14 protein-coding genes are annotated in these 22953 nt (G+C 46.6%); 8 read left to right on the forward strand and 6 right to left on the reverse strand.

Annotated features, from left to right (window positions below):
• Positions 1 to 122 precede the first annotated feature (122 nt).
• The gene (locus tag J7623_RS06710; RefSeq protein WP_291918838.1) at positions 123 to 2258 is read right to left on the reverse strand and encodes a GH92 family glycosyl hydrolase; all 2136 of its coding nucleotides are present in this window, start codon (positions 2256 to 2258) and stop codon (positions 123 to 125) included.
• Between the two features lie 217 nt (positions 2259 to 2475).
• Here J7623_RS06710 and J7623_RS06715 point away from each other — a divergent pair, with 217 nt between their 5' ends.
• From J7623_RS06715 to J7623_RS06745, 7 genes are all read left to right on the forward strand, one after another.
• Entirely contained in the window at positions 2476 to 3042 is a 567-nt protein-coding gene (locus J7623_RS06715; protein WP_291918840.1) for an RNA polymerase sigma-70 factor, read from the forward strand.
• An 83-nt stretch (positions 3043 to 3125) separates the two neighbouring features.
• On the forward strand, positions 3126 to 4193 hold the full coding sequence (locus J7623_RS06720; RefSeq protein WP_291918841.1) for a FecR domain-containing protein: 1068 nt from the start codon (positions 3126 to 3128) through the stop codon (positions 4191 to 4193).
• Between the two features lie 197 nt (positions 4194 to 4390).
• Entirely contained in the window at positions 4391 to 7645 is a 3255-nt protein-coding gene (locus tag J7623_RS06725; RefSeq protein ID WP_291918843.1) for a SusC/RagA family TonB-linked outer membrane protein, read from the forward strand.
• Positions 7646 to 7670: 25 nt separating this feature from the next.
• The gene (locus J7623_RS06730) at positions 7671 to 9221 is read left to right on the forward strand and encodes a RagB/SusD family nutrient uptake outer membrane protein (RefSeq protein ID WP_291918845.1); all 1551 of its coding nucleotides are present in this window, start codon (positions 7671 to 7673) and stop codon (positions 9219 to 9221) included.
• Between the two features lie 195 nt (positions 9222 to 9416).
• A complete protein-coding gene (locus tag J7623_RS06735) occupies positions 9417 to 10295 on the forward strand; it encodes a hypothetical protein (protein WP_291918846.1) in 879 nt (292 codons plus the stop codon).
• Between the two features lie 65 nt (positions 10296 to 10360).
• Positions 10361 to 10951 (forward strand): Crp/Fnr family transcriptional regulator, encoded by a 591-nt coding sequence (locus J7623_RS06740; protein WP_291918849.1) that lies wholly within the window; start codon positions 10361 to 10363, stop codon positions 10949 to 10951.
• 74 nt (positions 10952 to 11025) lie between these two features.
• A complete protein-coding gene (locus tag J7623_RS06745) occupies positions 11026 to 11385 on the forward strand; it encodes a nuclear transport factor 2 family protein (RefSeq protein WP_291918851.1) in 360 nt (119 codons plus the stop codon).
• A gap of 86 nt (positions 11386 to 11471) precedes the next feature.
• Here J7623_RS06745 and J7623_RS06750 read toward each other — a convergent pair whose 3' ends face one another.
• The 4 genes from J7623_RS06750 to J7623_RS06765 form a co-directional block, all read right to left on the reverse strand.
• Positions 11472 to 14354 (reverse strand): glycoside hydrolase family 38 C-terminal domain-containing protein, encoded by a 2883-nt coding sequence (locus tag J7623_RS06750; RefSeq protein ID WP_291918853.1) that lies wholly within the window; start codon positions 14352 to 14354, stop codon positions 11472 to 11474.
• 331 nt (positions 14355 to 14685) lie between these two features.
• Positions 14686 to 16197, reverse strand: a complete 1512-nt coding sequence (locus tag J7623_RS06755) for a RagB/SusD family nutrient uptake outer membrane protein (RefSeq protein WP_291918854.1) — start codon at positions 16195 to 16197, stop codon at positions 14686 to 14688.
• A gap of 55 nt (positions 16198 to 16252) precedes the next feature.
• Positions 16253 to 19300: a TonB-dependent receptor gene (locus J7623_RS06760; protein WP_291918856.1), complete on the reverse strand. Its 3048-nt coding sequence runs from the start codon at positions 19298 to 19300 to the stop codon at positions 16253 to 16255.
• 289 nt (positions 19301 to 19589) lie between these two features.
• Positions 19590 to 20900 carry a hypothetical protein gene (locus tag J7623_RS06765; protein ID WP_291918857.1) on the reverse strand — a complete coding sequence of 437 codons (1311 nt, stop codon included), beginning with the start codon at positions 20898 to 20900 and terminating at the stop codon, positions 19590 to 19592.
• Positions 20901 to 21147: 247 nt separating this feature from the next.
• On the opposite strand from J7623_RS06765, the gene J7623_RS06770 reads away from it, so the two are divergent.
• Positions 21148 to 21879, forward strand: coding sequence for a GntR family transcriptional regulator (locus J7623_RS06770; protein ID WP_291918858.1), 732 nt, complete (start codon positions 21148 to 21150; stop codon positions 21877 to 21879).
• A 118-nt stretch (positions 21880 to 21997) separates the two neighbouring features.
• On the opposite strand, the gene J7623_RS06775 is transcribed toward J7623_RS06770, so the two are convergent.
• A complete protein-coding gene (locus J7623_RS06775; RefSeq protein ID WP_291918860.1) occupies positions 21998 to 22885 on the reverse strand; it encodes a hypothetical protein in 888 nt (295 codons plus the stop codon).
• Positions 22886 to 22953 lie beyond the last annotated feature (68 nt).

A 22953-nucleotide genomic window follows, 5' to 3' on the forward strand; every position in this document is an offset into this window, starting at 1 on the left:
ACAAAAAATTATTTTAAACAGGCTGGGAGAATTACGAATTTGCAGGGAGATTAACAACGGGGTAAGACCCGCGTTTACTATCTCCCCACAAATCCGTAATTCATAATTCATAATTCGTAATTCTACTTAGTATTCACTTCTATCACGCCGCCATTCCTGAATAAATCATGTGGTACAAAGTATCCTTTGTTCGTTTGTCCGTTTACTTTGATTCCCGTCAGGTTCCTTCCTGTTGCTGGCCTGGAGATGGTGAGCCATTTTCCGGTGGCGGTTTTCCATTTTATTTCATCAAAGAGCGGAACGGTGACGAGGTAGTTAGGATCGGTGGCCGAGTAGGGGTACAAGCCTAAGGCGCTGAATACATACCAGGATGACATTTCACCGGCATCATCCATCCCGCACAGTGCAATGCCATCATCACCGATACCGTAGAGGGTATTCAGGATGGTATCAATGATATGTTGGGATTTAGCCGGCTTCCCTACAAAGTAATAAGCGAAAGGCGCTTCGTGGTCCGGTTGGTTACCGTGACAGTACTGGCCTATCATGGTTTCTACGTTTCTGGCAATGTAATGTGGGTTCCAGGGAACGGTGAATAAGGAATCCAGTTTGGATTCAAAGGCATCCGCACCGCCGTACAGCGCAATCAGGCCTTCCATATCATGCGGCGCAAAGAAGGATACCTGCCATGCATTGGCTTCACGGAACATGTATTCGTAGTAGGGATATTGTGGGTCGAAGGGCTCAATCCAATTGCCATTGGCCAGTTTACCCCGCATAAACCGGATGGATGGATCAAACACATTTTTATAGTTCTTTGACCTGGCCATGAGGATGCGATAGTTGGCGGTGTCGCCCAGTTTTTGTGCGATCTGTGCTACCGAATAATCATCATAGGCATATTCCAATGTTTTGGATACGCCGGCTTTTCCCTTGCTTTCCACGTGGGGATGGCTGATATCCGGGTCCGCAATAAATCCTTTTTCAATGTATTCTTTAATGAAAGGCCTGGCGCCACCTTCTATGTTGGCGTTTTTCAACAATATGTCATACGTGCCTTTGATGTCAAACTTATCAATGCCGCGGAGATAAGCACCAGCAATGGAGGAAGCCCCGTGGTCACCATGGAAAAAAGTAGGGATAAAGCCCTTCTTGTCTCCCACATCCTTCATCGACTTAATCACATCCAATGTTACCTGCGGAGAAATCAGTCCCAGCAACACATCTTTATTCCGGTAAGTATCCCAGAGAGAGGGTTCAGTATAGTAATTAAAATCAGCTTTCACCACCTTGTGTTGGGCGTCGGTATAGTCGCCATTTACATCGCTGCGCAGGGCTGGCCATAGGAAGGAGCGGTACAGGCAGGAGTAAAACATGCCCTTTTGTTTTTCTGTACCACCTTTTACCTGGATAGATGATAACAGCGTTTCCCATTTTTGGGTGGCTTCCTTACGGATATCACTAAACGTTTTTTTTCCAATTTCTTTTTCCAGGTTCTCCTTAGCGTTCATGGTGCTCACGAAAGAGATGCCTATTTTCATTTCTACCGGACCGGTGCCGTCCACCAGTGTAACGAGGCCATAGCCGCTACTGTTGCCTTTATTGGGCAGGTCTAACTTAGCAATATTGGTATTCAGGATGGCGTAGAAAAAGATGCGTTCTCCCGTTTGCTGGTAGCCTTGCAAGGCATTATTGCCCACTTTTTCCATATCCCAGCTATTTACGTGGTTATTAGCTTTGGCCAGGTCAAACAGGATTTGCCGTTGATGGGCGTCTTTGAATTGATATTGGTGATAGCCGCATCTCAGGGTAGAAGTGAGACGTACGTCTACGTTATAATCATCCAGGTATACCTGGTAAAATCCGGGGGCGGCGCTTTCTCTTTTATGAGAAAACCGGGAACGGAAGGTTTCGCCGGGATGAGATACCGGAAGCACCGGGATATTACAAAGGTTCCAGTGTCCTTTGTTGGTATGGGTAAAACTGTAGATGATGCTGTCTTCATATTGATACCCTGCGCCGGAGCCATAAGCGGTCATGGGGCTGAGCTGTACCATGGCATTGGGTAATGAGCTGCCGGGGAAGGTAAGGCCGGCCCAGGACCGCCAGCCCTGTGGCAGTTCGTAGCCCAGGATTTTTGGATCTGTAAGCGGTGCGGTTCCAACAAATGTATTGACGTACTTCGTATAGGCCTTTTTAGACTGACTATTGGCGGTTGCAGCCAGCAGCAGGAATAGTAGAACGTGGAATCCCTTCATAATGCACTTGTTTATGGGTTCGTAATGAGTATCCGTATGGACCTTATAAGGTTGCTAAACCGATTTAGGTGCCGATAAAAATATTTAAAAAATCCTATTAATCAAAGCGAAGAGGACGCAGTTGGTATATAATAACACTATTTACAGGTAATTTACTATTGAAAATAGGTAATCCGATATTCAGCGGGTATCAAAAGAAATACTATTTTAGTTTTTCATGACCATGAGTAGTAAAGCAGCTGATTATTCTTCTTTTTGGGCATTGGGGGATCTTGCCGTATTTAAGCAGATGATGAAGGCGTTTAGTCCTTCATTGCGGTATTTCGCGTGCAGCATTGTGGGCAATGAAGCAGAAGCAGAGGAAGTGGTAGCAGATGTATTTATCAAAATATGGCAGCAAAGAGCGCAGGTAACCCCGCCTGATAATGTGCAATACTATCTTTTTAAAGCAGTAAAAAATACGGCGCTTAACTACTTAAAGCAAAATGGGCGGCGACAAACACACCTGGCCGCCTGGGAAGTGGAAGTGAGCCACCACCATGCACAAAACCCGGAAGATATCCTGATCAACAAAGAGCAGCTGGATCATATACAAGCCGCTATCCAGTCTTTGCCGCCCCGTTGCCGGCAGATTTTTATACTGGTAAAAGAGGAAGGATTTTCCTATGAGCAGGCCGCCACCCTGCTGGACCTTTCGAAAGCCACCGTGAATGTACAAATGACCATCGCCCTGAAAAAAATATGGGCCGCACTGGGACCTACCCTGAAATATTCCTACTCTTAAAAAATTTTTTTCACCCGCTTAATTGTTTTTCTTTCGGTGGTTGTCTTATTACTACAATCATCGAAAAAATACACTTTTTGTAAATGACCCAACGGTTATCGGAATTATTGGCCCTGCACTGGAGTGGCGAAATTTCCGCCGCTGAAAAAGCGGAGCTGGACGAATTGTTACTACAACATCCGGGCGACTGGCTGAAAGCCGGTATGATAGAGCAACTGTCTTTTCAAAAAAAGATGGTGGTGGACGATGCTGACACGGAAAGGTTGATGGCAAGGGTAAGTAATGCTATAGGAGATGAATACCTGGAAGCACCCGCCGTTAATACGGAGCCGCCTAAGCGGCGCTTTCGGGCCCGCCGGGTACTTGTTCCCCTGCTGGCAATGATTTGCCTGGCTGGCGCCGGACTTGGATACCTGTATTGGCAATCGTCTTTTCCGGGATATAAAATAGTGACCACAGATGCCGGGATGAAAACGAAGATTCGTTTAATGGATGGCAGTACCATCTTACTAAATGCCGGCAGTACTTTACGCTACCCGGAAAAAATGGATAAAAGCGTGCGGGAAGTATACCTCACCGGGGAAGCTTTTTTTGATATTAAACATGCCGCCAGCCGGCCTTTTATTATACACGCGGAAAAAATGGATGTTCGGGTACTGGGTACCAGCTTCAATATACGCTCTTATAAAGAAGAAGATTTTGAGGAAACAGCGGTGATCTCCGGTGCGGTAGAGGTAAGGGTGAAAGAAGGGCAACAGGTACTACGGGTAACTCCCAATGAAAAAGTATTGCTGAGAAAAGCCACCGCTACCACCGAAAGCAAGCAGGCCAACTATAACAACCACAGAAAAGAACAGCTCGTTATTGAACGTCAGCCTTTATCACCTGTTTCATCAACAGATAGCAGCCACGTATTGGAAACTGCCTGGATCAATAATCAACTCATATTTCAAAATGAAACGTTGTCTGTTCTTGCACAACGACTGGAACGCTGGTATGGGGTAAAAATAGCGATCACTGATCCGCAACTGGCAGGACAGCGCTTCTCCGGGCGGGCCGACAATGTATCAATCGAAAAACTACTAAACATTTTACAGGAAATTCAACCATTTAAATATTCCATCCAGGGGGATGTAATAACGATTAACTAAAATCTTCCGTTATGAATATCAACGCCATTTTTGGGGAGCGACCTCCCTAGCGGGCTTTCTATGCCGGTTAGTGTCGGCCATTTATTACAAAAGGATTCCACATTTATTGAGTCTTAATAAGAATTTTCCAGGTTATGAAAAGAAAAACGCAACGAACAACGTTTGAACTACCATGTTATGGAAGAAAACTACTACTGATGTTTAAATTTACCTGCTTTCTGATCGGCCTGTTTTTCCAGGTCTCTGCATCAGGGTATTCGCAAAATACCATCTCTGTTTCCTTTGTGAAAGCAGATGTAGAGAAGGTATTCCACTATCTCGAAAGAAAATCGGGGTATACTTTTTACTATAGCAATACCGCTATTGAAAAGCTGCCACGGCTTAGTCTCACCATGGAAAAGGCCGATATCCGCGATGTATTGAACGAAATATCCCGTCAAACCGGCTTACACTATGCCATCATGGAAAATAACATGGTGGTATTTAAAAGTGCCGCAGAACAAATCCGCACAAAAAAAATCACCGGGAAAGTACTGGATGAAAAAGGACATCCGTTGCCCAACATTACCGTACAGGTGAAAGGCACTACCAACGGTGCCCTTACTACGGTAGATGGCCTGTTTTCCTTACAGGTACCGGACAACGCGGTGTTGGTGATCTCTGCGATCGGTTTCCTGAAACAGGAAATTGTGGTGTCAGATCAAACTGCTATTACAGTAGTCCTGAAAGAAGATGTAGCAGGATTAAATGAAGTAGTGGTGGTAGGTTATGGCACACAGGAAAAACATAAGCTGACCAGCGCCGTGGCCACCGTTTCCGGTGCAGACCTGAACAAACGGGTGGCCACTAACCCGGCCTCCCTGCTCCAGGGGCAACTCCCGGGTTTACAGGTAACGCAAGGTTCCGGTGAACCCGGCAACGAAAATGTACAATTGCGTATCCGTGGTGTGAGCACCTTCAGCGGTGCCGGCAATGATCCGCTGGTGATTGTTGACGGACTACCCGGTAACCTGACCGCCCTGAATCCTAACGATATTGAATCTGTTTCTGTGTTGAAAGATGCGGCATCTGCCGCCATCTACGGCTCCCGTGGCGCCAATGGCGTTATCGTGGTAAAAACAAAAAAAGGAAGAGCGGGTTTCTCACTTACCTATGCCTACAACCTCGGTATCTCCAAAGCAGCCAAACTGCCGGATGTGATCAGTAACTCGGCAGAGTATATGTCGCTGTCCAACGAAGCACGCGCCAACTCCGGCTTACCTGCCATCTATAGCCAACAGCAAATAGATCTTTATAAGAACGCCACCGACCGCGAAAAATATCCTAACCACAACTGGCTGGATGATATTTTCCGCACTGGCTACACACAAAACCACTACCTGAACATGAGCGGTGGTAAAGACAATACCAACTACAGCCTGGGCCTGGGTATCAGTAATCAACCCGGGGTAATGATTGGCTTCGACTATAAAAAATATACATTAGATCTCGGACTTAGCTCCAGGGTTAATAAAAGAGTAACACTCGGAACTAATATCCAGTTGCGGTATGCCAACCGGAAATATCCTGAAAATGGCGCCGGTGATATGTTCCTCTCTGCCCTGGCACAATCACCGCTTTACCCTGCTTCCTACCAGGGTAAATGGATCAAGAAAGCCTACAACAATGAATTGGGCAATAAAAACCCGGTAGCTATTGTTGACGAAGACATACGGGTACGCACCAACGATTATTATGCACAGGGTAACTTATCACTCGATGTGGATATCATTGATGGCCTGAAGTGGGAAAACCGTGCCGGTATGAACTATGATAACTACAAATCCAACGATTTCAGGCCTGTAGTGCCCACCTATTACTTTAGTGATATGAGCTCCGCCGGTTTGCTGGATGACGGCACGCCAGGGCTGTATGTGAGCAATACCGGGTATATCTACACCGTGTATTATAGCCAGTTTACCTACAAGAAGAAATTTGGCGCACATAACCTGAACGCACTCGCTGGTTTCCAGCAGGAACAAAATAAAGCAGATACCCTGGGCGCCAGCCGTAACCAGTTTCCTACCAACGTACTGAGAGAACTGAATGCAGGTCCTACTGATGGACAAACAAACAACGGTACCTCCGGGCAATGGGGAATCAGTTCCTTTTATGGTAATGCCAACTATGATTATAACGATAAATACCTCTTCGGCGCCAGTGTACGATATGATGGTACTTCCCGGCTGCCTTCCAACACCCGCTGGGGCTTGTTTTATTCCTTCTCCGGCGCCTGGAGAATATCAGAAGAAGCATTCCTGAAAAAAGTGTCCTGGATCAACGACCTGAAACTACGTGCTTCCTGGGGACAACTGGGTAACCAGAATATTGGTACCTATCCGTATCAGTCTACCCTCAATAACGCACCTTATGTTTTCGGTTCCAATATCGCCACCGGTTTCTATGGTCGCCAGATCATATTCCCCGGTCTTACCTGGGAAACCACCCGGGTCCTGGATTTTGGAATTAACCTGACCGCTTTTGATAACCGTCTTACTGTTACCGGCGACTGGTTCAACAAATATACCTTTGATATCCTGCGGAACTCCCAGGTGCCTATATGGTTGGGCTTAAACGCCCCCATTGTGAATAATGGTGCGGTAAGAAACAAAGGATATGAATTTAACATCCAGTATAACGACCGTATCGGGAAAAATTTTACCTGGTATGTAGGGGCTAACTTCCAGCATTATAAAAACATCCTGGAGAAATATGGTAAAAGAGATATCCTGGGTAATAATATCAGGGAAGAAGGACATCCGCTGGATGAATATTACCTGTACCAATGGGATGGTATTTTCCAGAGCACAGATGAAATAGCCAAATCGCCCAAACAACCGGTAGACGCCAAACCCGGAGATCTGAAGATAAAAGATGTTAACGGAGACGGCGTGATCGACGACAAAGACCGTACTTACACCGGTGGAAAATACCCTACCCTGCAATATGCGGTGAACCTCGGTGCCTCCTGGAAAAACTTCGACCTGAGTGCGCAGCTGTATGGCTCCACCGGGCAGAAAATTTATGTTACCGGGTGGGGAATAGAACCTTTCAGACAGGGATCCGTACCTACTGCCGACTGGCGGAATCGCTGGACACCAGAACATCCCAGCACTACGATGCCCCGGATATACGTAGCCGATAACTATGCCCCGGTACAGTACTATCGATCTACCTACTTCCTGAAAGATGCTTCTTTTCTCCGGCTGAGAAATCTGCAACTGGGCTATAGCTTACCCGCTGCCACTATCAGCCGTATTGGTATGAAATCATTGCGGGTATTCTTTACCGCCGACAATGTATTTACCATCAGCAAATTTCCGGGCCTGGATCCGGAGCGTGTAGGAGATGGCAGTTATGTAACTTATCCGCAAACCAAAACCTACACTTTCGGCGCTACGGTACAGTTTTAATTTCTTCCCGTTAAATGATTCAGTTATGAAAAGATATCAGCAATATATACTAGTAATAGCAGGTGCCACCCTGATGCTGTTGAGTGCGTGTAAAAAGGCGCTGGACCTCACTCCTCCGGATAAACTGGCCACCTCCCTGTTCTGGAAAACACCGGATGATGCAGACAAAGCACTGGCCGGCTTATATAACAATCTGTACGCCAGCAGCGGTGGATACGCTACATCACAGTTCACCGTTTTTGCCTGGGATAATTTTACCGATGATTCTTACGGACAATATAATTACGGTGGAGGAACTAATGCGCTTACTTCAGGTATTACACCTCAGTCGGGAGATTTTGTAAGATCTTATTATGATAACAGCTACCAGGCCATTGCTTCCGCGAATGTGTTCCTGGCTAAAGTAGGTACCGTATTAAGTGGGGATAAACTGGCATTGTATAAAGGAGAAGCTTACTTTCTGCGGGCCTTCAATTACTTCTGGCTGGCCCAGCTCTATGGCAATACCGTATTAATCACCGAAGATCCATTCACTGTTGATTATACTACTTCCAGGGCAAAATCTCCCCGGGCAGATGTATTAAAACAGGTACTCGCTGATCTGGATGCTGCTATCGCGGCATTACCGGATACCAGCTACTACAACGGGCATGCAGTGAAAGCCACTGCACAGGGGTACAAAGTAAGGGTACTGATGTTCCAGAAAAGATATGCAGAAGCAGCAGCGCTGGCGAAGGAAATCATGACAGCCGGTAAGTTCAGCCTGAACCCCAGCTATCCTGGCAATTTCTACAAACCTGATCAGAACAACAGCAAGGAGATCATGTTTTCTGTGAGGTATATGCGTCCTAATATGCTGCACCAGGATGTGGCCATATCAGTGAACCTGCAACGCTGGAAAGGAGAACTGGCTACCCAGGATCTTATCAATGAGTACGAAGCGGCAGACGGCAAAGACACGGCTTCTTCCGGTGTATATGTTCCGGGCAAACCGTATGAACACCGTGATCCACGCATGCGGATGACTTTCTTCTTCCCCGGTGATACCAAAGCACAGGGCTGGCCATTTGACGGCGACTTGTCCGTAGCCACCCCCGGAAAAGATAGCTGGATAACAGGATACTATGCCGTAAAAAAATGGCTGGATCCTTCGCTGACAAACCCGGACTATGGTACCATTGATGATAATGATTTTGTATTACTCCGTTATGCCGATATCCTGCTGATGTATGCAGAAGCACAGAATGAAGCTGCCGGTCCGGATGGTACTGTATATGCGGCCATGAAGCAGGTACGTAACCGCGTTGGCATGCCGGATCTTCCGGCGGGCTTGTCACAAACGGATATGCGTACACGTATCCGCCATGAAAGAAGAGTGGAATTTGCGCTGGAAGGATTGCGTTATTTCGATCTGAGAAGATGGGGCATTGCAACGCAGAAATTGAATGGCTTTGTACCGAATCCGCTGCATCCTGATATCAAAACAAAGTACAAGGATAACTATGAATTCTGGCCTATTCCGCAAACGGAGATAGACCGTAATGCACCTGTACTGATACAGAATGACGGATATTAAGTGTGATTAAGTATGATGTAAATGAGGTCGTCTCTTCTTTTAGAGGCGACCTTTTTTTTGCTTCGTTTGTAACAGCCGCTGTGCTTCCATAGTTTTTAATGATACTGATATAGAAATTTGTATGCACCGTTTCATCTTCCTTTAAAGTACTTTTGCCAACCAAACTGATCGTCGCAACATTTAAAGCAGGAAATTATGAATAAGAAAATAGCCCTGGTTACTTATCAACAGCAAGCACGGTACAATGAAGGCATTACAGAAAGCGAAGATGACCTGTTATTGAAATTCCTGCAGGAGAAGGGCATCGATATCACACCGGTGGTATGGAATGAACCTGGAGTAAACTGGCAACAGTATGATGTGGCCATCATTAAATCGCCCTGGGATTATCATGATCAGATTGATACATTCTATGCCTGGTTAAATACAACAGAAGCAGCAGGTGTGCAATTACTCAACTCCGCCGATATGGTGCGGTGGAACAGCAATAAAAAATATCTCCTCGAAATAGCGGATGCCGGGCTACCGGTTATTCCGAGCCGGTTATTGCCACAAGGCACTACACCCGACTGGCATTCCTTTTTTACCTTGTGGAATACCGATAAAATTGTAGTGAAGCCCTGCGTAAGTGCCGGCGCAAAAAATACAATGTTATTAACTGTTAATGAAGTTGCCGCCAAACAGGCTTTCCTGGATGATTTGTTGCAGGCAGAAGATTTCCTGGTACAACCTTACCTGGAAGAGATCGAAGAAGGAGAGTGGTCGTTTGTTTTCTTTGGTGGCGCGTTTAGTCACATGCTGCTGAAAACGCCTAAACAAGGAGACTTCCGCGTACAGCATTATCATGGAGGCACCTTTAAACGGGCGGCTGCAGGCGAATCATTTGTAAGCAGAGCGCAACAATACGTGGATCAATTCTGCAAAGGAACATTGTATGTGCGGGTAGATGGTGTGATCAGTGCCAATGAATTTTACCTGATGGAGCTGGAGGCGATAGAGCCTTATCTGTTCCTGAGTACGGCCGCGCAGGGATATGAAAATTATTACCAGGCGTTGATAAAGCTATTGGCATAGCCGTGAGCCAATAGCTTTCTGCTTTCAGAAAATACAATCTTTCCTGTTTTAAACAGCACCTACAGATGTTCGATGTTGATAACGCAGCAGCCAAAAATGTTTTAGCTTATATACGGTCACTCACTGCCTTTAAAGATAAAAGCTGGGAGCAGTTATATCCTGCACTTAGTATTGTAACGTTTAAAAAAGGGGAATACCTGCTGGAAGAAGGAAAAGTATGCCAGTCGCTGTTTTACATCAGTGAGGGATACTGCAGGGCCTATTACAACAAAGACGGAAAAGATATTAACACTGCTTTCTTTTTTGAAAACGATATGGCTACCAATGTCAGCAGCTTTGGGCAGGGAGAGCCATCGGAGTATGCTATACAGGCCATGGAACCACTTACTGCCGTGAAGTTCGATAAACAGTTATTATTCGCAGCCGCAGGACAGGATCCGGATATCCAGGTATTAGGCAGAAAATGCCTGCAAATGATTGCCGCGAAGCAGGAGAAACATGCGGCTATTTATAAACTCATGTCCGGGCAGGAACGTTATGAATACATGGAAACCAACTTCCCCGAATTGTTACAACGTGTATCCCTGTCGCATTTGTCCTCCTGGCTGGGCGTGGCAAGAGAAACCCTGAGCCGGATACGGGGCAGGAGAGAGTAACTGCTCTTTTGTGACGATCGTCACAGGTGCGGCTACCAGCAACTGCTGATCTTTGTGATACAAAAAAAGCAATGATGACAACGATAACAAATACAAACAGCGCCAGGGAAATAGTATTAGCCTTTATTAACGCCTTAAATAACGAAGATTTTGCTGTTGCACGGCAGTATCTGCACGATGACCTGACTTTTATCGGTGTATTGGGCACGCGTACCGGCGCGGATGTATATATCAGTGAGATGTCCCGCATGAAATTCAAGTACACTGTAAAGAAATCATTTGAAGAGGGTTCAGATGTGAGTTTGTATTATGACATTAATATGGGAGACAAAACTATTTTTTGCAGCGGCTGGTATGAGCTGAAAGATAATAAAATCAGCTTGTTCCGGGTTGTTTTTGATCCGCGGCCGTTGTTTGAAGAGCGTAAAGGATAAAGTTCACGCAAAGAAGCAAAGGATCAAAGACGCTAAAAAAATCGCTTAGCGTCTTTGACCCTTTGCTTCTTTGTGTGTATTTATCCTTAATGCACCCTAATCATGATAATGCCCTTGCCGGGAATGCTAAATGTGCCGGGCAGCGATTGTTGTGTGTTTTCCAATAAATCGCAGGTTACTATCTGCAGCTTCGTTTTTTTGTTTTTAGGCGTAAGTGTAACGCTGCTGCTGTGAGCGGCGGTATTCACCAGTTGCAGTATTACGCCCTGGCCATCTTTGGCCGGATAGATATTTTCAGTATATACATCGGGGTTACTGATGGTAAAAAACAGGCTTTCTGTAGCAGGTCCGGTAGCCGGAACTACTACAGGTGGCTGATGATTTTCCAGTCCGCTGGCATTCGCAGCGGCAGCGTTGAAGGCGCCATGTACCTGTAGGAAGTAGCGGAAAGTTGTTAGCCCCTCCTGGTCCCTGCGGAAATTGGTATGCCATAAATTGTTCATCACCCAGGAGCTGATGAGGGGTTGTTGTTTCATAGAATCGATCCAGAGTGGTGAGTGGTGCAAGCTTTCCAGCAGGCCGGCGGTTGGATATTGTCCTATTTCAAACAGCGGCGCATCCGGGCTGCTCCAGGTAACCCCGGCTTCAGTGTTGGAAACATCTACCCAGCGTTGCTGCGTATACCAGTTACGGTTAGTATGTGGCAACTGGTCAGCTTCCGCCCGGATGCTGCCCCATGGAATGCTATATCTTACCTGCACGTTTTGCAGGCGGAAAGGAAAGGCAAAATGCACGCTTTCTTTGTCGCCGATCGCTATTTTATCGATGGTGTTGATAAGGGTGATGCGGTCTTCTCCGGCGGTGAGCCTGATTTCCCGTTGCAGGGAACGGGCGCTGGGAGCGGCACTGTTCACCAGCAGGCTCACCACCAGTGGCCCTTTTTCTTTGATTGTTATCGTAGCGGGCCCATTGAATTGTACCTTTTCAGCGCTGTCGCCGGGCAGGTAGTTGTATTGATTTAAACCGGCGCCATCTGCAAAATTCATTTTAAAGCCCTTTTTAAGCAATGTGCTGATGTTGCCCGTGTGTTTATTTACCCGGATGGAATAGATACCATTTTCGAGGCTGCTATCACTTACGCTGGCCTGTTGTGTTACCGCTGCCTTACCGGGATGGATGGTAAACCGTTGTTTGGAGAACGGCGGGAGGGTAGTTTGAAATGCCAGTTCCCCGGTGCTGAGTCGCTGTGAGGGCAATATATGCCCCTGTGCATCTTTTACGAGATCGCCGGCGGTACTGAGTGCGGCGGGAATGGTAACCAGCGTGTGCCGGGCGTGATCGATGGTATTATACACATCCACCGTGTTGGTGGCCGTAGTGTTGGCAGCGCCGCTGGTGCTGAGTGCCAGCAACTGTTGGGAGCCGCTTTGTGCCTGCAGGGCAAAAGCTTGCTTGTAGGCCCATTGCGATATAACTTTCGGATCTGCCGGGTCTGATACGCTGTTATAGGCGCCCCACGTATGCTCATTGAACAGCAGCAGGTTGGTCCAGGTACGATGAAAAGAGTCTGCGGGATAACCGGGCTTATGACGTAGTGCCCAGATGGCGCCGGCTTGTTGCAGCCGGTCGGATGCATTGCGGTTAATAGCTGTTTCACGGGCGGCGGAGCCGATACCATCGGTCCAGTATTCGGAGTAGTCGCCGGACATCACGGGAATCTTCTCTTTCCAGGCTGTTTCAAAATCGGTAAAGAATTGTTTTACGGAGGTAATAATGAGTTGGGGAGATGCATACCGCTCATTCCATGCTTTTACTGCGTCGGGCAGTTCGGGGTCTATTGGCGCGTTGTCGCTCATGGCCCAGGTGAGCAGGGTCATATCATAGGGGAATGAACTGTTTTCCAGGTTAGAGAGATAATCGAACAGGTAAGGGTTGAGAAAATTCTCGCTGGGCTTACCCGTATAGTACGGTTTAGGATCCGGTATGGTAAAGAAGTTGGGGATTTTACTTCCTTTCAGCGTATAGCCGATAGAGTAAGGAGATACCTGCCAGAAGAGGAGGGAAGCAGTACCGGAGGCATCCCGCCAATAGAAAGGCTTATCACGCCACAGGTCTGCGCTGCCGATGCGATCGGAAGCGTTGGGGGCGCTGAGAAAATATTTAATGCCGGTGATATTGGCCTGACTGCTGAGTCCCCAGGTGGCGCCGGGTACATCCCCCTGGAACAGGGTATGGATCGTCATGCCGTAATCTTTTGCCAGTTTGGCGCCGGTATAAAACAGTTGTAATAGTTGTGCAGAGCTGGTAGCGCTGGTGTTGGTATTGGCGTAGCTGCCATCGAGATTAATCCATCCCTTTTTAACGGCGTCGCGGAAGGTTTGTTTTTTTTCATCGCTGGCACGGGCCAGGTATTGATCTACTACCCACAGGGCTTCTGTATTCCATTTGAAGCGGGCCGCCGGCGGGTAATTGGCGGTGCGGGCGGCTATCTTAATGGCTTCGTCGATATTGTTCATGTGAATAGCGAGCACCTTTTCCTGTACGTCGGTATAACCGATGTCTACATGCGAGTGCGGCATTACATATACCTTCCATTGCCTGGCGGGTGTTACTGTACAACTGGCGCGGAACGCAGTTTTCCCGCCGACATAACGTACCTGCAGCTCCGTATTTTGTTGTACCGGTGCTCCGGGTACCGGCAGTTCGTAGCTACTTATCCCCGCTGCGTTGGCTGGTATTTGTACGCTATCTGTGTGGCCGTTAAATGAAATATAGGCGGTAGCCGGCGCATAACTTTTACCTCCAACAAATTGCAGGTGCACCATCCTGGCTGCCGCACCCTGGTAATTCAGGTAGGCCGACGTAGGCTGTAATTCAATGCTGGTAAAGGAATCAGGTGTGCTTTGCGCATACAGTTGTCCTGAAAAAATGCAGGTCCAAAACAAGAGTTTTGTGCGTAAATGTTTCATATGTACAAATGTATATACATATTTGAAAAAAGGAAGAAAAATAGGTTGAGCGGAAAGCCGAAAGTAGAAAGCGGAAAGCATAAAGCTATCGAAGCGATTGACCAGGGCGGTTTTTTGTCTTAACCATGATTAGCCTGAGTATATTTTAATGATTTAAAAAAGATGATGGGAGATTTAAGCGGATAAACCCACTTAAATCTCCCATCTTTCTAAATCCGGAAAATCAAAAATAAAAATCAGTTTGATCAGTCTAATCCTCATTAGCACAAAAACTCGCGCTGGTCAATCGCTTCGATAGCTTTTTGCTTTCTGCTTTCTGCTTTCCGCTCTACTAGAATCCCGGGTTATTCGGCAACAAATTCGGGTTCACATCTATTTCCTGTTTAGGAACGGGGAACAACAGGTTCTTTGCTGCAAACGTAGCACCGTACACGGTAGTATGTCCAACGAAATCATCCCAGTTGCCGGTAACATCATTATGTACTTTCCGGGTGCGGATCATATCGAACCACATTTTGTTTTCAAAGCACAGTTCAAAGTACCGTTGCAGCCATACTTCGTGTTCGAAATCGGTTTGCGACATATTTGCGGGCAGTGGTCCCAGCTTGGCGCGGGTACGGATGGCTTTCACATAGTTGAGCGCATCTGCGTTAGGAGCGCCTTCTGCACGGTTAGACGCTTCTGCATACATCAGGTATACATCGGCCAGGCGGTATACGGTGTAGTTCAGATCCGACTTGGCAGTGGTGACTACGGCCAGGGAATCAAAGAACTTGTAGATGTATGTGTTCCTGAAAGTAACAGTATCCGCACTGTTGATTTTTTTGTACTTCGTATAGAAGAACTGCCTTTCCTGTACGCGTTTGTCGCCCGGTGCGAACGACTTTATAAACTGAGGCGTAGGATATACGGATCCGTATTCATCAGAATATTTGGAGATACCGGCGTAGTTCGGAATCGTCAAAGCTGTTAATGGGTTAGGCGCTGGCACGGATGCTGCAAACTGTACCTGGAATATGAACTCGCCGCCGTTCTTATTAGCTGGGTTGTTCATATCTGTGTAGCTGGTAAAGAGAGAGGCGCCACTGTTGGTGATAACTGCTTTGGAAGCTGCGGCAGACAAAGCATAGTATTGATTTCCTCCGTTGATGGCAGCGCCTGCGTACGTGAGATATACATCAGCCAGCAGTGTTTGCACCAAACTCATAGTCACCTGGCCGGAAGCGTCTTTCCAGGGCAGGGTGGATTTGGCGGCTTCCTGCAGGTCTGGAATAATGATGCTGTCGTATATGGCTTTGGCGGGCGTACGCGGCAAATTCAGATTAGGAGCCGTTGGCACTGTAGGCACCACCGTTACTTTTGGAACTGCCCCGTATAGCCGTACCAGGTAGAAATAATATAATGCCCGCAACGTTTTGGCGGTAGCCAGTTGATTGGTGGTAGTGGTGGCCGGTTGTATGGCTTTCGGAATATTCTGAATCGCCAGGTTGCAGGCACCTATGCCCAGGTATAAACGTTGCCACCAGGTATCTACATAAAATGAAGTGTTGTTGTACAGGAGATTCTGGAAGGTGGCAAAACCTGTTTGTCCCAGGTCGCTGCCGGCTTTACCAGTCATAAACTCCATCAGGTTGTAAGTATTACCACCATAAGAAGAGGGTTGGCCATATACTAATCCCTGCAGGTTTTGATAACATCCCAATGTAAAGGCAGTGGCTACTTTCGGGCTGGTAAGATCCGCGTCCGGCGTGAGGAAGTTCGTGGGTTTTTCATCCAGGAACTTTTTGCAGGAGTAACTGAACAACACCAGCAACGCTATTAATATATGTTTTGTCGTTTTCATTTTCAGATGTTTTAATTCACTAAATGATATCACCGTTCCGGTTATACGTAAATGGCTAGAAGTTGACATTTACACCCAGGTTCCACACACGCGGGCGGGGATAAGGGAAGAAGTCAAGGTTCTGGGAAAAGCCGGTGTTAGAGCCATAGGTGCTGGTGAAGGTATCTACTTCCGGATCATAACCAGTATACTTGGTGATCACGAAGAGATTTTGCACGCTGGCGTATATACGGAATTTGCTGATATGGCTTCTTTTCAGGAAAGCATCCGGGAAAGAGTAACCTAAGGTGAAGTTCTGACCACGGATGTAAGAGCCATCTTCTACCCACCAGGTATCAAAGTGAGAATCCTGGGTGAATTTGTAGCTGCGTACCTGGGCAATGGAGGTATTCTGGTTTTCAGGTGTCCACGCATTCAATACGGTAGCCAGGCTGTTGGCCAGTGTCTGACGGTCTTCCGTGGAATGTTTAAAAGTAGCCGCAGTATTCACGCCTTGTACAAAACGGATATCGCAGGTTAAATCCCATCCTTTGTATTTAAAGTTGGTGCTGAATGTACCGGTCCACCTTGGATAAGCGCGGCCAATGATGCTATATACAGCGTTGCCGTTGGCATCATATACATATTTGCGGTCGCCGGGCATCAGGCCATGTTTGGCTGCTTCGGCTGCTTCACTGGTACCATAAGTACCTAAACGCGTCATGCCATAGAAAGAACCAATAGGCTCACCTACCCGCAATACGTTCGTTTGTCCGAGGAAGTTAGGACCCGGGAAAATGTCCGCATTGCCTTCATTGAGCTTTAAGATTTGATTTTTATTGGAAGCAAAAATGAAGTTGGTACTCCAGGTGAAGTCAGGGCGTTGAATATTGATCGTATTCAGGTTGACTTCTATACCGGTATTTCTTACGGAACCTACGTTTTTGTATACATTGGCATTATACATACCGGCAGACCATGGAATAGGCGCTGCCAGCAGCAGGTCTTTGGTAGTACGGGTGTATACATCCACGTTCAGGTTAATGCGGCTTTTCAACACAGACAATTCCACGCCCCCGTCGAACTGGTTGGATTTTTCCCATTTCAGGTTAGGGTTGCCAATGTAGCCTGGTACAATGACCGGCTGGTTGGCACCACCTATAACGGTTTGATCAGGTCTGTACTGTGGTACATTCTGGAACTGCCCGATTTCCTGGTTACCGGAAAGACCATAACTGGTACGGACTTTCAGGTTGTTAACAAAGTTGCTGTGCTTCAGCCATTCTTCTTCAGACATACGCCATGCAAAAGCAACGGAAGGGAAGAACGCAAATTGTTTTTCCTTACTGAATTTAGATGAACCATCATACCTGCCGGTAGCCGTGAACAGGTATTTATTATGCAGGCTATAGTTAACACGTGCATAGTAAGAGTTCATATCCCATGGAGTAGTCAGCGAGGTAGCGTTAGAGCGTACAGAACCTGCGCCCAGGCTATTCCACTGGAAATAATCCGACAGGAAGTTTTGTGTTTCTACCAGGCTGTTTTCGCCGGAATATTTGATGAAGGAGAGACCTGCAACGGCATTTAAGCTGTTATTGCTATTGAATTGTTTGTTATAGGTGAAATAACTTTCTGATTGCCAGTATTTGTTGTAGTCGTTGGTGATTTTGGCTACACCGCCCTGGTCCTGCGACAGGTGAGGCAAGTCACCTGCAGAGTAATAGTTGGCTTTGGTACTTACCAGGTCATAACCAAAGTCTGTTTTGAAATCCAGTTCTTTGGTCAGGTGGAACAACAGGTAGATATTACCCAATGTATGTTGCATATTATTCAGGGTATACCTGTTTTGTGCAATGTGTACCGGGTTAGGACCTCCTTCAAGACCGGCAATGTCATTGTTGCCGGCCCAGGTGCCGTCCGGATATCTTACCGGTACAATGGGTACTTCTTCTGTTACCATCCTGGCTACGTTCAGGGAGCCGTTACCATCAGATATCAATCTTTGTTTGCCGGAAATGATATTCAGGCTACCACCTATTTTCAACCATGATTTTACATCATCGTCGAAGGTGAGCCTGGCGGAATATCTTCTGTACCAGGATTGGGTCATTAAACCATTCTGATCCAGGAATCCGAGGGAAGCACTATACAGTATTTTGTCGTTACCACCCTGGAAGTTCAGCTGGTGGCTGTTAGAAACGGCTGGTTTATAGGTTTCCTTTTCCCAGTTGGTGTTATAAAGAGGTTTATCGTTGGCATCAAAAAGCAGCGGAAAATTTTGGTGATTGAGTGCTTTAGGCGGCGCCCAGGTGCCATGCTGCGGATCAAACTTGGTGGCGTTTACAAATGCATCATTATACACTTTTACAAATTCATCTGAATTCAGTGTTCTGAGATGGCGGGCGAGGGTGCTCACGTTTACATCGCCCTGGTAGCTCACCTGCGTAGGACCAGCCTTACCACGTTTGGTGGTGATCATAATTACACCATTGGCACCTCTGGCACCATAGATGGCGGTAGAGGATGCATCTTTTAATACTTCTATAGAGGCAATGTCGTTCGGGTTGATGGCATTACCATCTACACCGGCTACACCATCTACCACGTACAGTGGATCAAGGGAAGAGTTGATAGAACCAATACCCCTGATGCGTACCTTGGCGGCCTGCCCGGGTGCACTACTGTTAATGTTAACATCAACGCCGGGTAGTTTACCTTGTAACGCCTGTGAAATATTAGGTACTGGAGCATCCATGATCTGTTCTGCTTTGAGAGATGCCACCGCACCGGTGAGATCAGATTTTTTTACGGAACCGTAACCAATCACCACCAGGTCATTCAGCGTATTCGCTTGCTCCGAGAGGGAAACGTTGATGACGGTTTGGTTACCTACCGTTACTTCTTTCGTGGCAAATCCTGTAAAGGAAAATACAAGCACCGCATTGCCGTCGGGTACCTGTAATGTATATACGCCGTGGGCATCTGCAATAGTACCTTTCGAGGTACCTTTAATGGCAACGGTAGTATTAGGGATTTCACTCCCGTCTGCAGAATTGGTGACCTTGCCACTTATTTTAATCTGGGCCATTGCGTGCATGGACAATAGTAGACATGCAAGCATGTAAACAAGTTTTGCTTTCATAACAAGTCTTTAGAAATGATGGAATAATAGCCGGTAAATCGTTTTAACAAAAAGATAGTGGGTAGGATTGCTTTTTACGTGGAATCCCCCTTTCAAACAAGTGATCAGAGCTGATAAGATAATAACTGATAAATCGTTCAATAAAAGATAATGGCAGGATAGCTTTTTACATGGATCCTCCATTTAAACAAGTTGATCAGAGCTGAATCATAGTTTTTAATCAGATTTGGTTGAGGGTGAATAAATAACAAATGAACAGCGGGAATCTTTACTGGTGTGTGTGATAGGTTGCCCATTTTTTCAGCAACGTGATCGCATCCAGTAAAACGCCTGCTTCTCCCCTGAAATCTCCTGATCCTTTCGGTGTGCCTGTCTGAACATCGTACCATTCGTAGAATCCATTGTGAGCAATAACACGATTGGTCATGGGTTTAAGCTCATCAACAGCTTCCTGTATAAATCCATTTTTAATAAGGGCTTGTATCATACGTCCGCCAAACCAGGTCCAGTCGCCTGCGTTTTGATACACGTAGGGATGCATATTCGGGAATTCCTTTGCCGGGTAGGGAGGATACACCGTTATGCCGATGGTGGCGAACTTTTCTTTTGCAGCAGCCTGCATCATTTGTTGGTTGATGTTGGCAATTTCTGCTTTGGTATTAAATCCGGCGAGTATTGCACAGGCAGAACCACCGGTGACTAAAATCGATTTTTCATTGAAGGAGGGAGAAAAAGGACTGCCATCGAGGTAGAGGTGTGGAATATATTTTTGGGCAGTTGGGTCCCACAGGTATTTGCGTACATTTTTCCGGATCCCGTCGGCTACCTGTTGCCAGTTGCGGGACATTTTATAGCTGGCGGGTTTTATGGCCAGCAGGTTTTCTATGGCTATCACAAACATGGCATTGTCATACACGTCGATTGCCCATTTGGTTTTGTCATTAATGGCTACGCCCCATCCGGTTTCCGGTTGTACATCTCCCCAGTCGACGGTAGTAGCCCCGGTAACCAGGCCATATTTTTCCGACCAACGGTGTTGAAGGACATACTCCAAAGCCCACTCCATGCGTTGCAAAATCGTTTTATCACTAAGGGCTAAAAAAAGAAACTGCTGGTCGCCGGTAGCAATTACATATTTGCTGACCGCCTGTATGAGGGAAGATTCCTGGTCCGTTTCCACGGTGTTTTTATGCGCGGCCCATCCTGGCGCCATCGCTGCATAACGATACGGGTAACCTACATGCGCTTTTTCTTTGCTGATCATGCCGTCTACAATATCGCCATCATCTCCCTGCATTTTGAAAAACAGGAGTAACCTGTCTTTGATGGTGTCACGCGGAAACACCTGCATGGAACCGTTGATGAACGTATTAAAATCCCTGATCCAAACTTCTCCATAGGATGTGCCGGCGGAAAAACCGGTGAGTAATCGTAAAGCGCGGGCTTGAATAGTATCCAGCTGGGAGTCTTTGAGAATAGACGACGCCAGGACCCCGGGTGACTTACTTTGGGCATGCATGCTTTCTGCGAAGAAAACAGGAAGGGTAATACCTGCAATTATGGGAATCAGTTTTTTCATAATGTGGCCCCGGATATCATGTACAAACATATAAACATAAATTTACTAATGCAAGAAAAGTTTTTCACAGGGATCAGTCGGTTTATTATGCTGTGAATGAATTGATTATAACATATTCGGGCGCTAATTGTTCGGGGAGGTAGAAAAAAATGACATCGATTGTCATACAGGCCGGCGACCATACATATTCGGTAAAATACCCCGGCTAAAATTGTTTTTTTAGTTATTTTCCGTTTGCTTTGCAGGCATGAACCTAAGCATAGATCATAAAAATCCTTTACCGCTGCACATCCAGGCCGAGAACCTGTTGCGAAACATGATCAAAGACCCGCAATATGCCGGAGGGAAGTTTTTACCCAATGAAGTACAGTTGGCAAAACAACTGGCTATCTCCAGATCTACCTTACGTCATGCACTAAATAAACTCGTATACGAGGGACTGCTGACCCGCAAAAAAGGCGTAGGAACAAAAGTAGCGGAAGCCGCCATCAGCTCTAAATCCAAAAACTGGCTCAGCTTTACCCAGGAAATGACCGCCCGCGGAATTACGATCCGAAACTTTGAACTGCACGTTACCTGGGTACTGCCCGATGAAACCATCGCCAACTTTTTCGAAATCAGCCCTGATAAAAAAGTATTAAAACTGGAGCGCCTGAGAGGCAAAGCAGAAGGACCTTTCGTTTATTTCATCTCGTATTTCCATCCCCGCGTGGGACTCACCGGAGAAGAAGACTTCAAGCGCCCCCTGTATGATATACTGGAAAAGGATTACATGGCAATAGCCACCTTGTCTAAAGAAGAAATCAGCGCCAAAACAGCCGATAAATTTATTGCCGCCAAACTGGAACTGGAACCGGGTAGCCCCATCCTTTTCAGGAAACGTTTTGTATACGACCAGGGCGAACGCCCCATTGAATATAACCTCGGCTACTATCGCGCAGATAGTTTCGTGTATACCGTAGAAAGCCGGAGAGAGTAGGAGAAAAATTACGAATTACGAATTACGAATTACGGATTTGTGGGTAGATAATAGCGAATGTTATTATTAGCATTTACTCTCTACCCACAAATCCGTAATTCGTAATTCGTAATTCAAATTACGGCTGTGGTGCGGCAGCCACATCTTTAGTGACTACCGGCCATACGCCTGGTGCTGGAACGCTCACACCTTTATTGGCACCTCTTACGCCGGCATCCTGCCCAAAGTAATATAGTGGCCACCCTTTATAAGTCAGTTGCTTTTTCCCGAATACAGTGATACTGCCAAACTGCGTTTTATCCAGAATGGATGGCACCACAATCTGATCTGTTTCATAGATCGGCCAGATGGCATTATTGGAGAAATCTGGTTTGGTAAATTTGTTGACATTGAATTTATCTATGCTGAAAGCATAGAGGGTAACGCCTTTGCCATCGGTGAAGTAAAGCGTTTTACCGTTTCCTTCCGTATGATCTGCCAGGTAGTTTTTGCCGTCGGCGCCTACCAGTTGGGCATTCACCAGTTGAATAGTGTAGTCGGTTTTGGCCACAAACCAAATGTTGCCTACGCCTTCACCTTTTGTTTCACCGGCGGCTTCGCGTACGTTGGTGCCGTTCACGTTAGGTGCGTAGTAATACAATGGCCAGCCTTTGTAAGTAGTTTGTTTTTTGCCATCTGTAGTGGTGATGCTGCCGAAGTCTTTAATGTCTAACCCTGTGCCGAGTGCGGCCTGGGCAAGGTTATCGCCGGCATAGTAGATAGGCCATACTGCTGCACATCCGCCGGCACAGTGGTTGGCACCGTCAAAGTCGTTGGAGAAATAGTACAGCGAGTTACCGTCTACGTCGGTGATGTGTGCGCCAAGCGTAGCGCTGGTGCTGAGTTGTACAACCGGCTTTGGCGCCGGCTTATCCGGGTTGTTGTTATCATTTCCGCCACAGGCGCTGAATGCTACTATTCCGGACATAGCTATCCATGCGAAAAAGGTGTTTCTTACGCAGTTCATATTGATTAAAATTTTTTGAGATAATAGATGAATAGGCGCTTACCTGCTGCAACATCAGCAGGAGGTAC

The organism is Chitinophaga sp. (genome assembly GCF_017745275.1).
GTDB lineage: Bacteria > Bacteroidota > Bacteroidia > Chitinophagales > Chitinophagaceae > Chitinophaga.

Excerpts from the sequence above, each read along its gene's own strand:
- J7623_RS06715 (WP_291918840.1), top strand. The coding sequence starts at position 2,476 with ATGACCATGAGTAGTAAAGCAGCTGATTATTCTTCTTTTTGGGCATTG.
- J7623_RS06755 (WP_291918854.1), bottom strand. The coding sequence starts at position 16,197 with ATGAAAACGACAAAACATATATTAATAGCGTTGCTGGTGTTGTTCAGT.
- J7623_RS06720 (WP_291918841.1), top strand. The coding sequence starts at position 3,126 with ATGACCCAACGGTTATCGGAATTATTGGCCCTGCACTGGAGTGGCGAA.
- J7623_RS06765 (WP_291918857.1), bottom strand. The coding sequence starts at position 20,900 with ATGAAAAAACTGATTCCCATAATTGCAGGTATTACCCTTCCTGTTTTC.
- J7623_RS06760 (WP_291918856.1), bottom strand. The coding sequence starts at position 19,300 with ATGCTTGCATGTCTACTATTGTCCATGCACGCAATGGCCCAGATTAAA.
- J7623_RS06710 (WP_291918838.1), bottom strand. The coding sequence starts at position 2,258 with ATGAAGGGATTCCACGTTCTACTATTCCTGCTGCTGGCTGCAACCGCC.
- J7623_RS06735 (WP_291918846.1), top strand. The coding sequence starts at position 9,417 with ATGAATAAGAAAATAGCCCTGGTTACTTATCAACAGCAAGCACGGTAC.
- J7623_RS06775 (WP_291918860.1), bottom strand. The coding sequence starts at position 22,885 with ATGAACTGCGTAAGAAACACCTTTTTCGCATGGATAGCTATGTCCGGA.
- J7623_RS06730 (WP_291918845.1), top strand. The coding sequence starts at position 7,671 with ATGAAAAGATATCAGCAATATATACTAGTAATAGCAGGTGCCACCCTG.
- J7623_RS06745 (WP_291918851.1), top strand. The coding sequence starts at position 11,026 with ATGACAACGATAACAAATACAAACAGCGCCAGGGAAATAGTATTAGCC.
- J7623_RS06725 (WP_291918843.1), top strand. The coding sequence starts at position 4,391 with ATGTTTAAATTTACCTGCTTTCTGATCGGCCTGTTTTTCCAGGTCTCT.
- J7623_RS06770 (WP_291918858.1), top strand. The coding sequence starts at position 21,148 with ATGAACCTAAGCATAGATCATAAAAATCCTTTACCGCTGCACATCCAG.
- J7623_RS06750 (WP_291918853.1), bottom strand. The coding sequence starts at position 14,354 with ATGAAACATTTACGCACAAAACTCTTGTTTTGGACCTGCATTTTTTCA.
- J7623_RS06740 (WP_291918849.1), top strand. The coding sequence starts at position 10,361 with ATGTTCGATGTTGATAACGCAGCAGCCAAAAATGTTTTAGCTTATATA.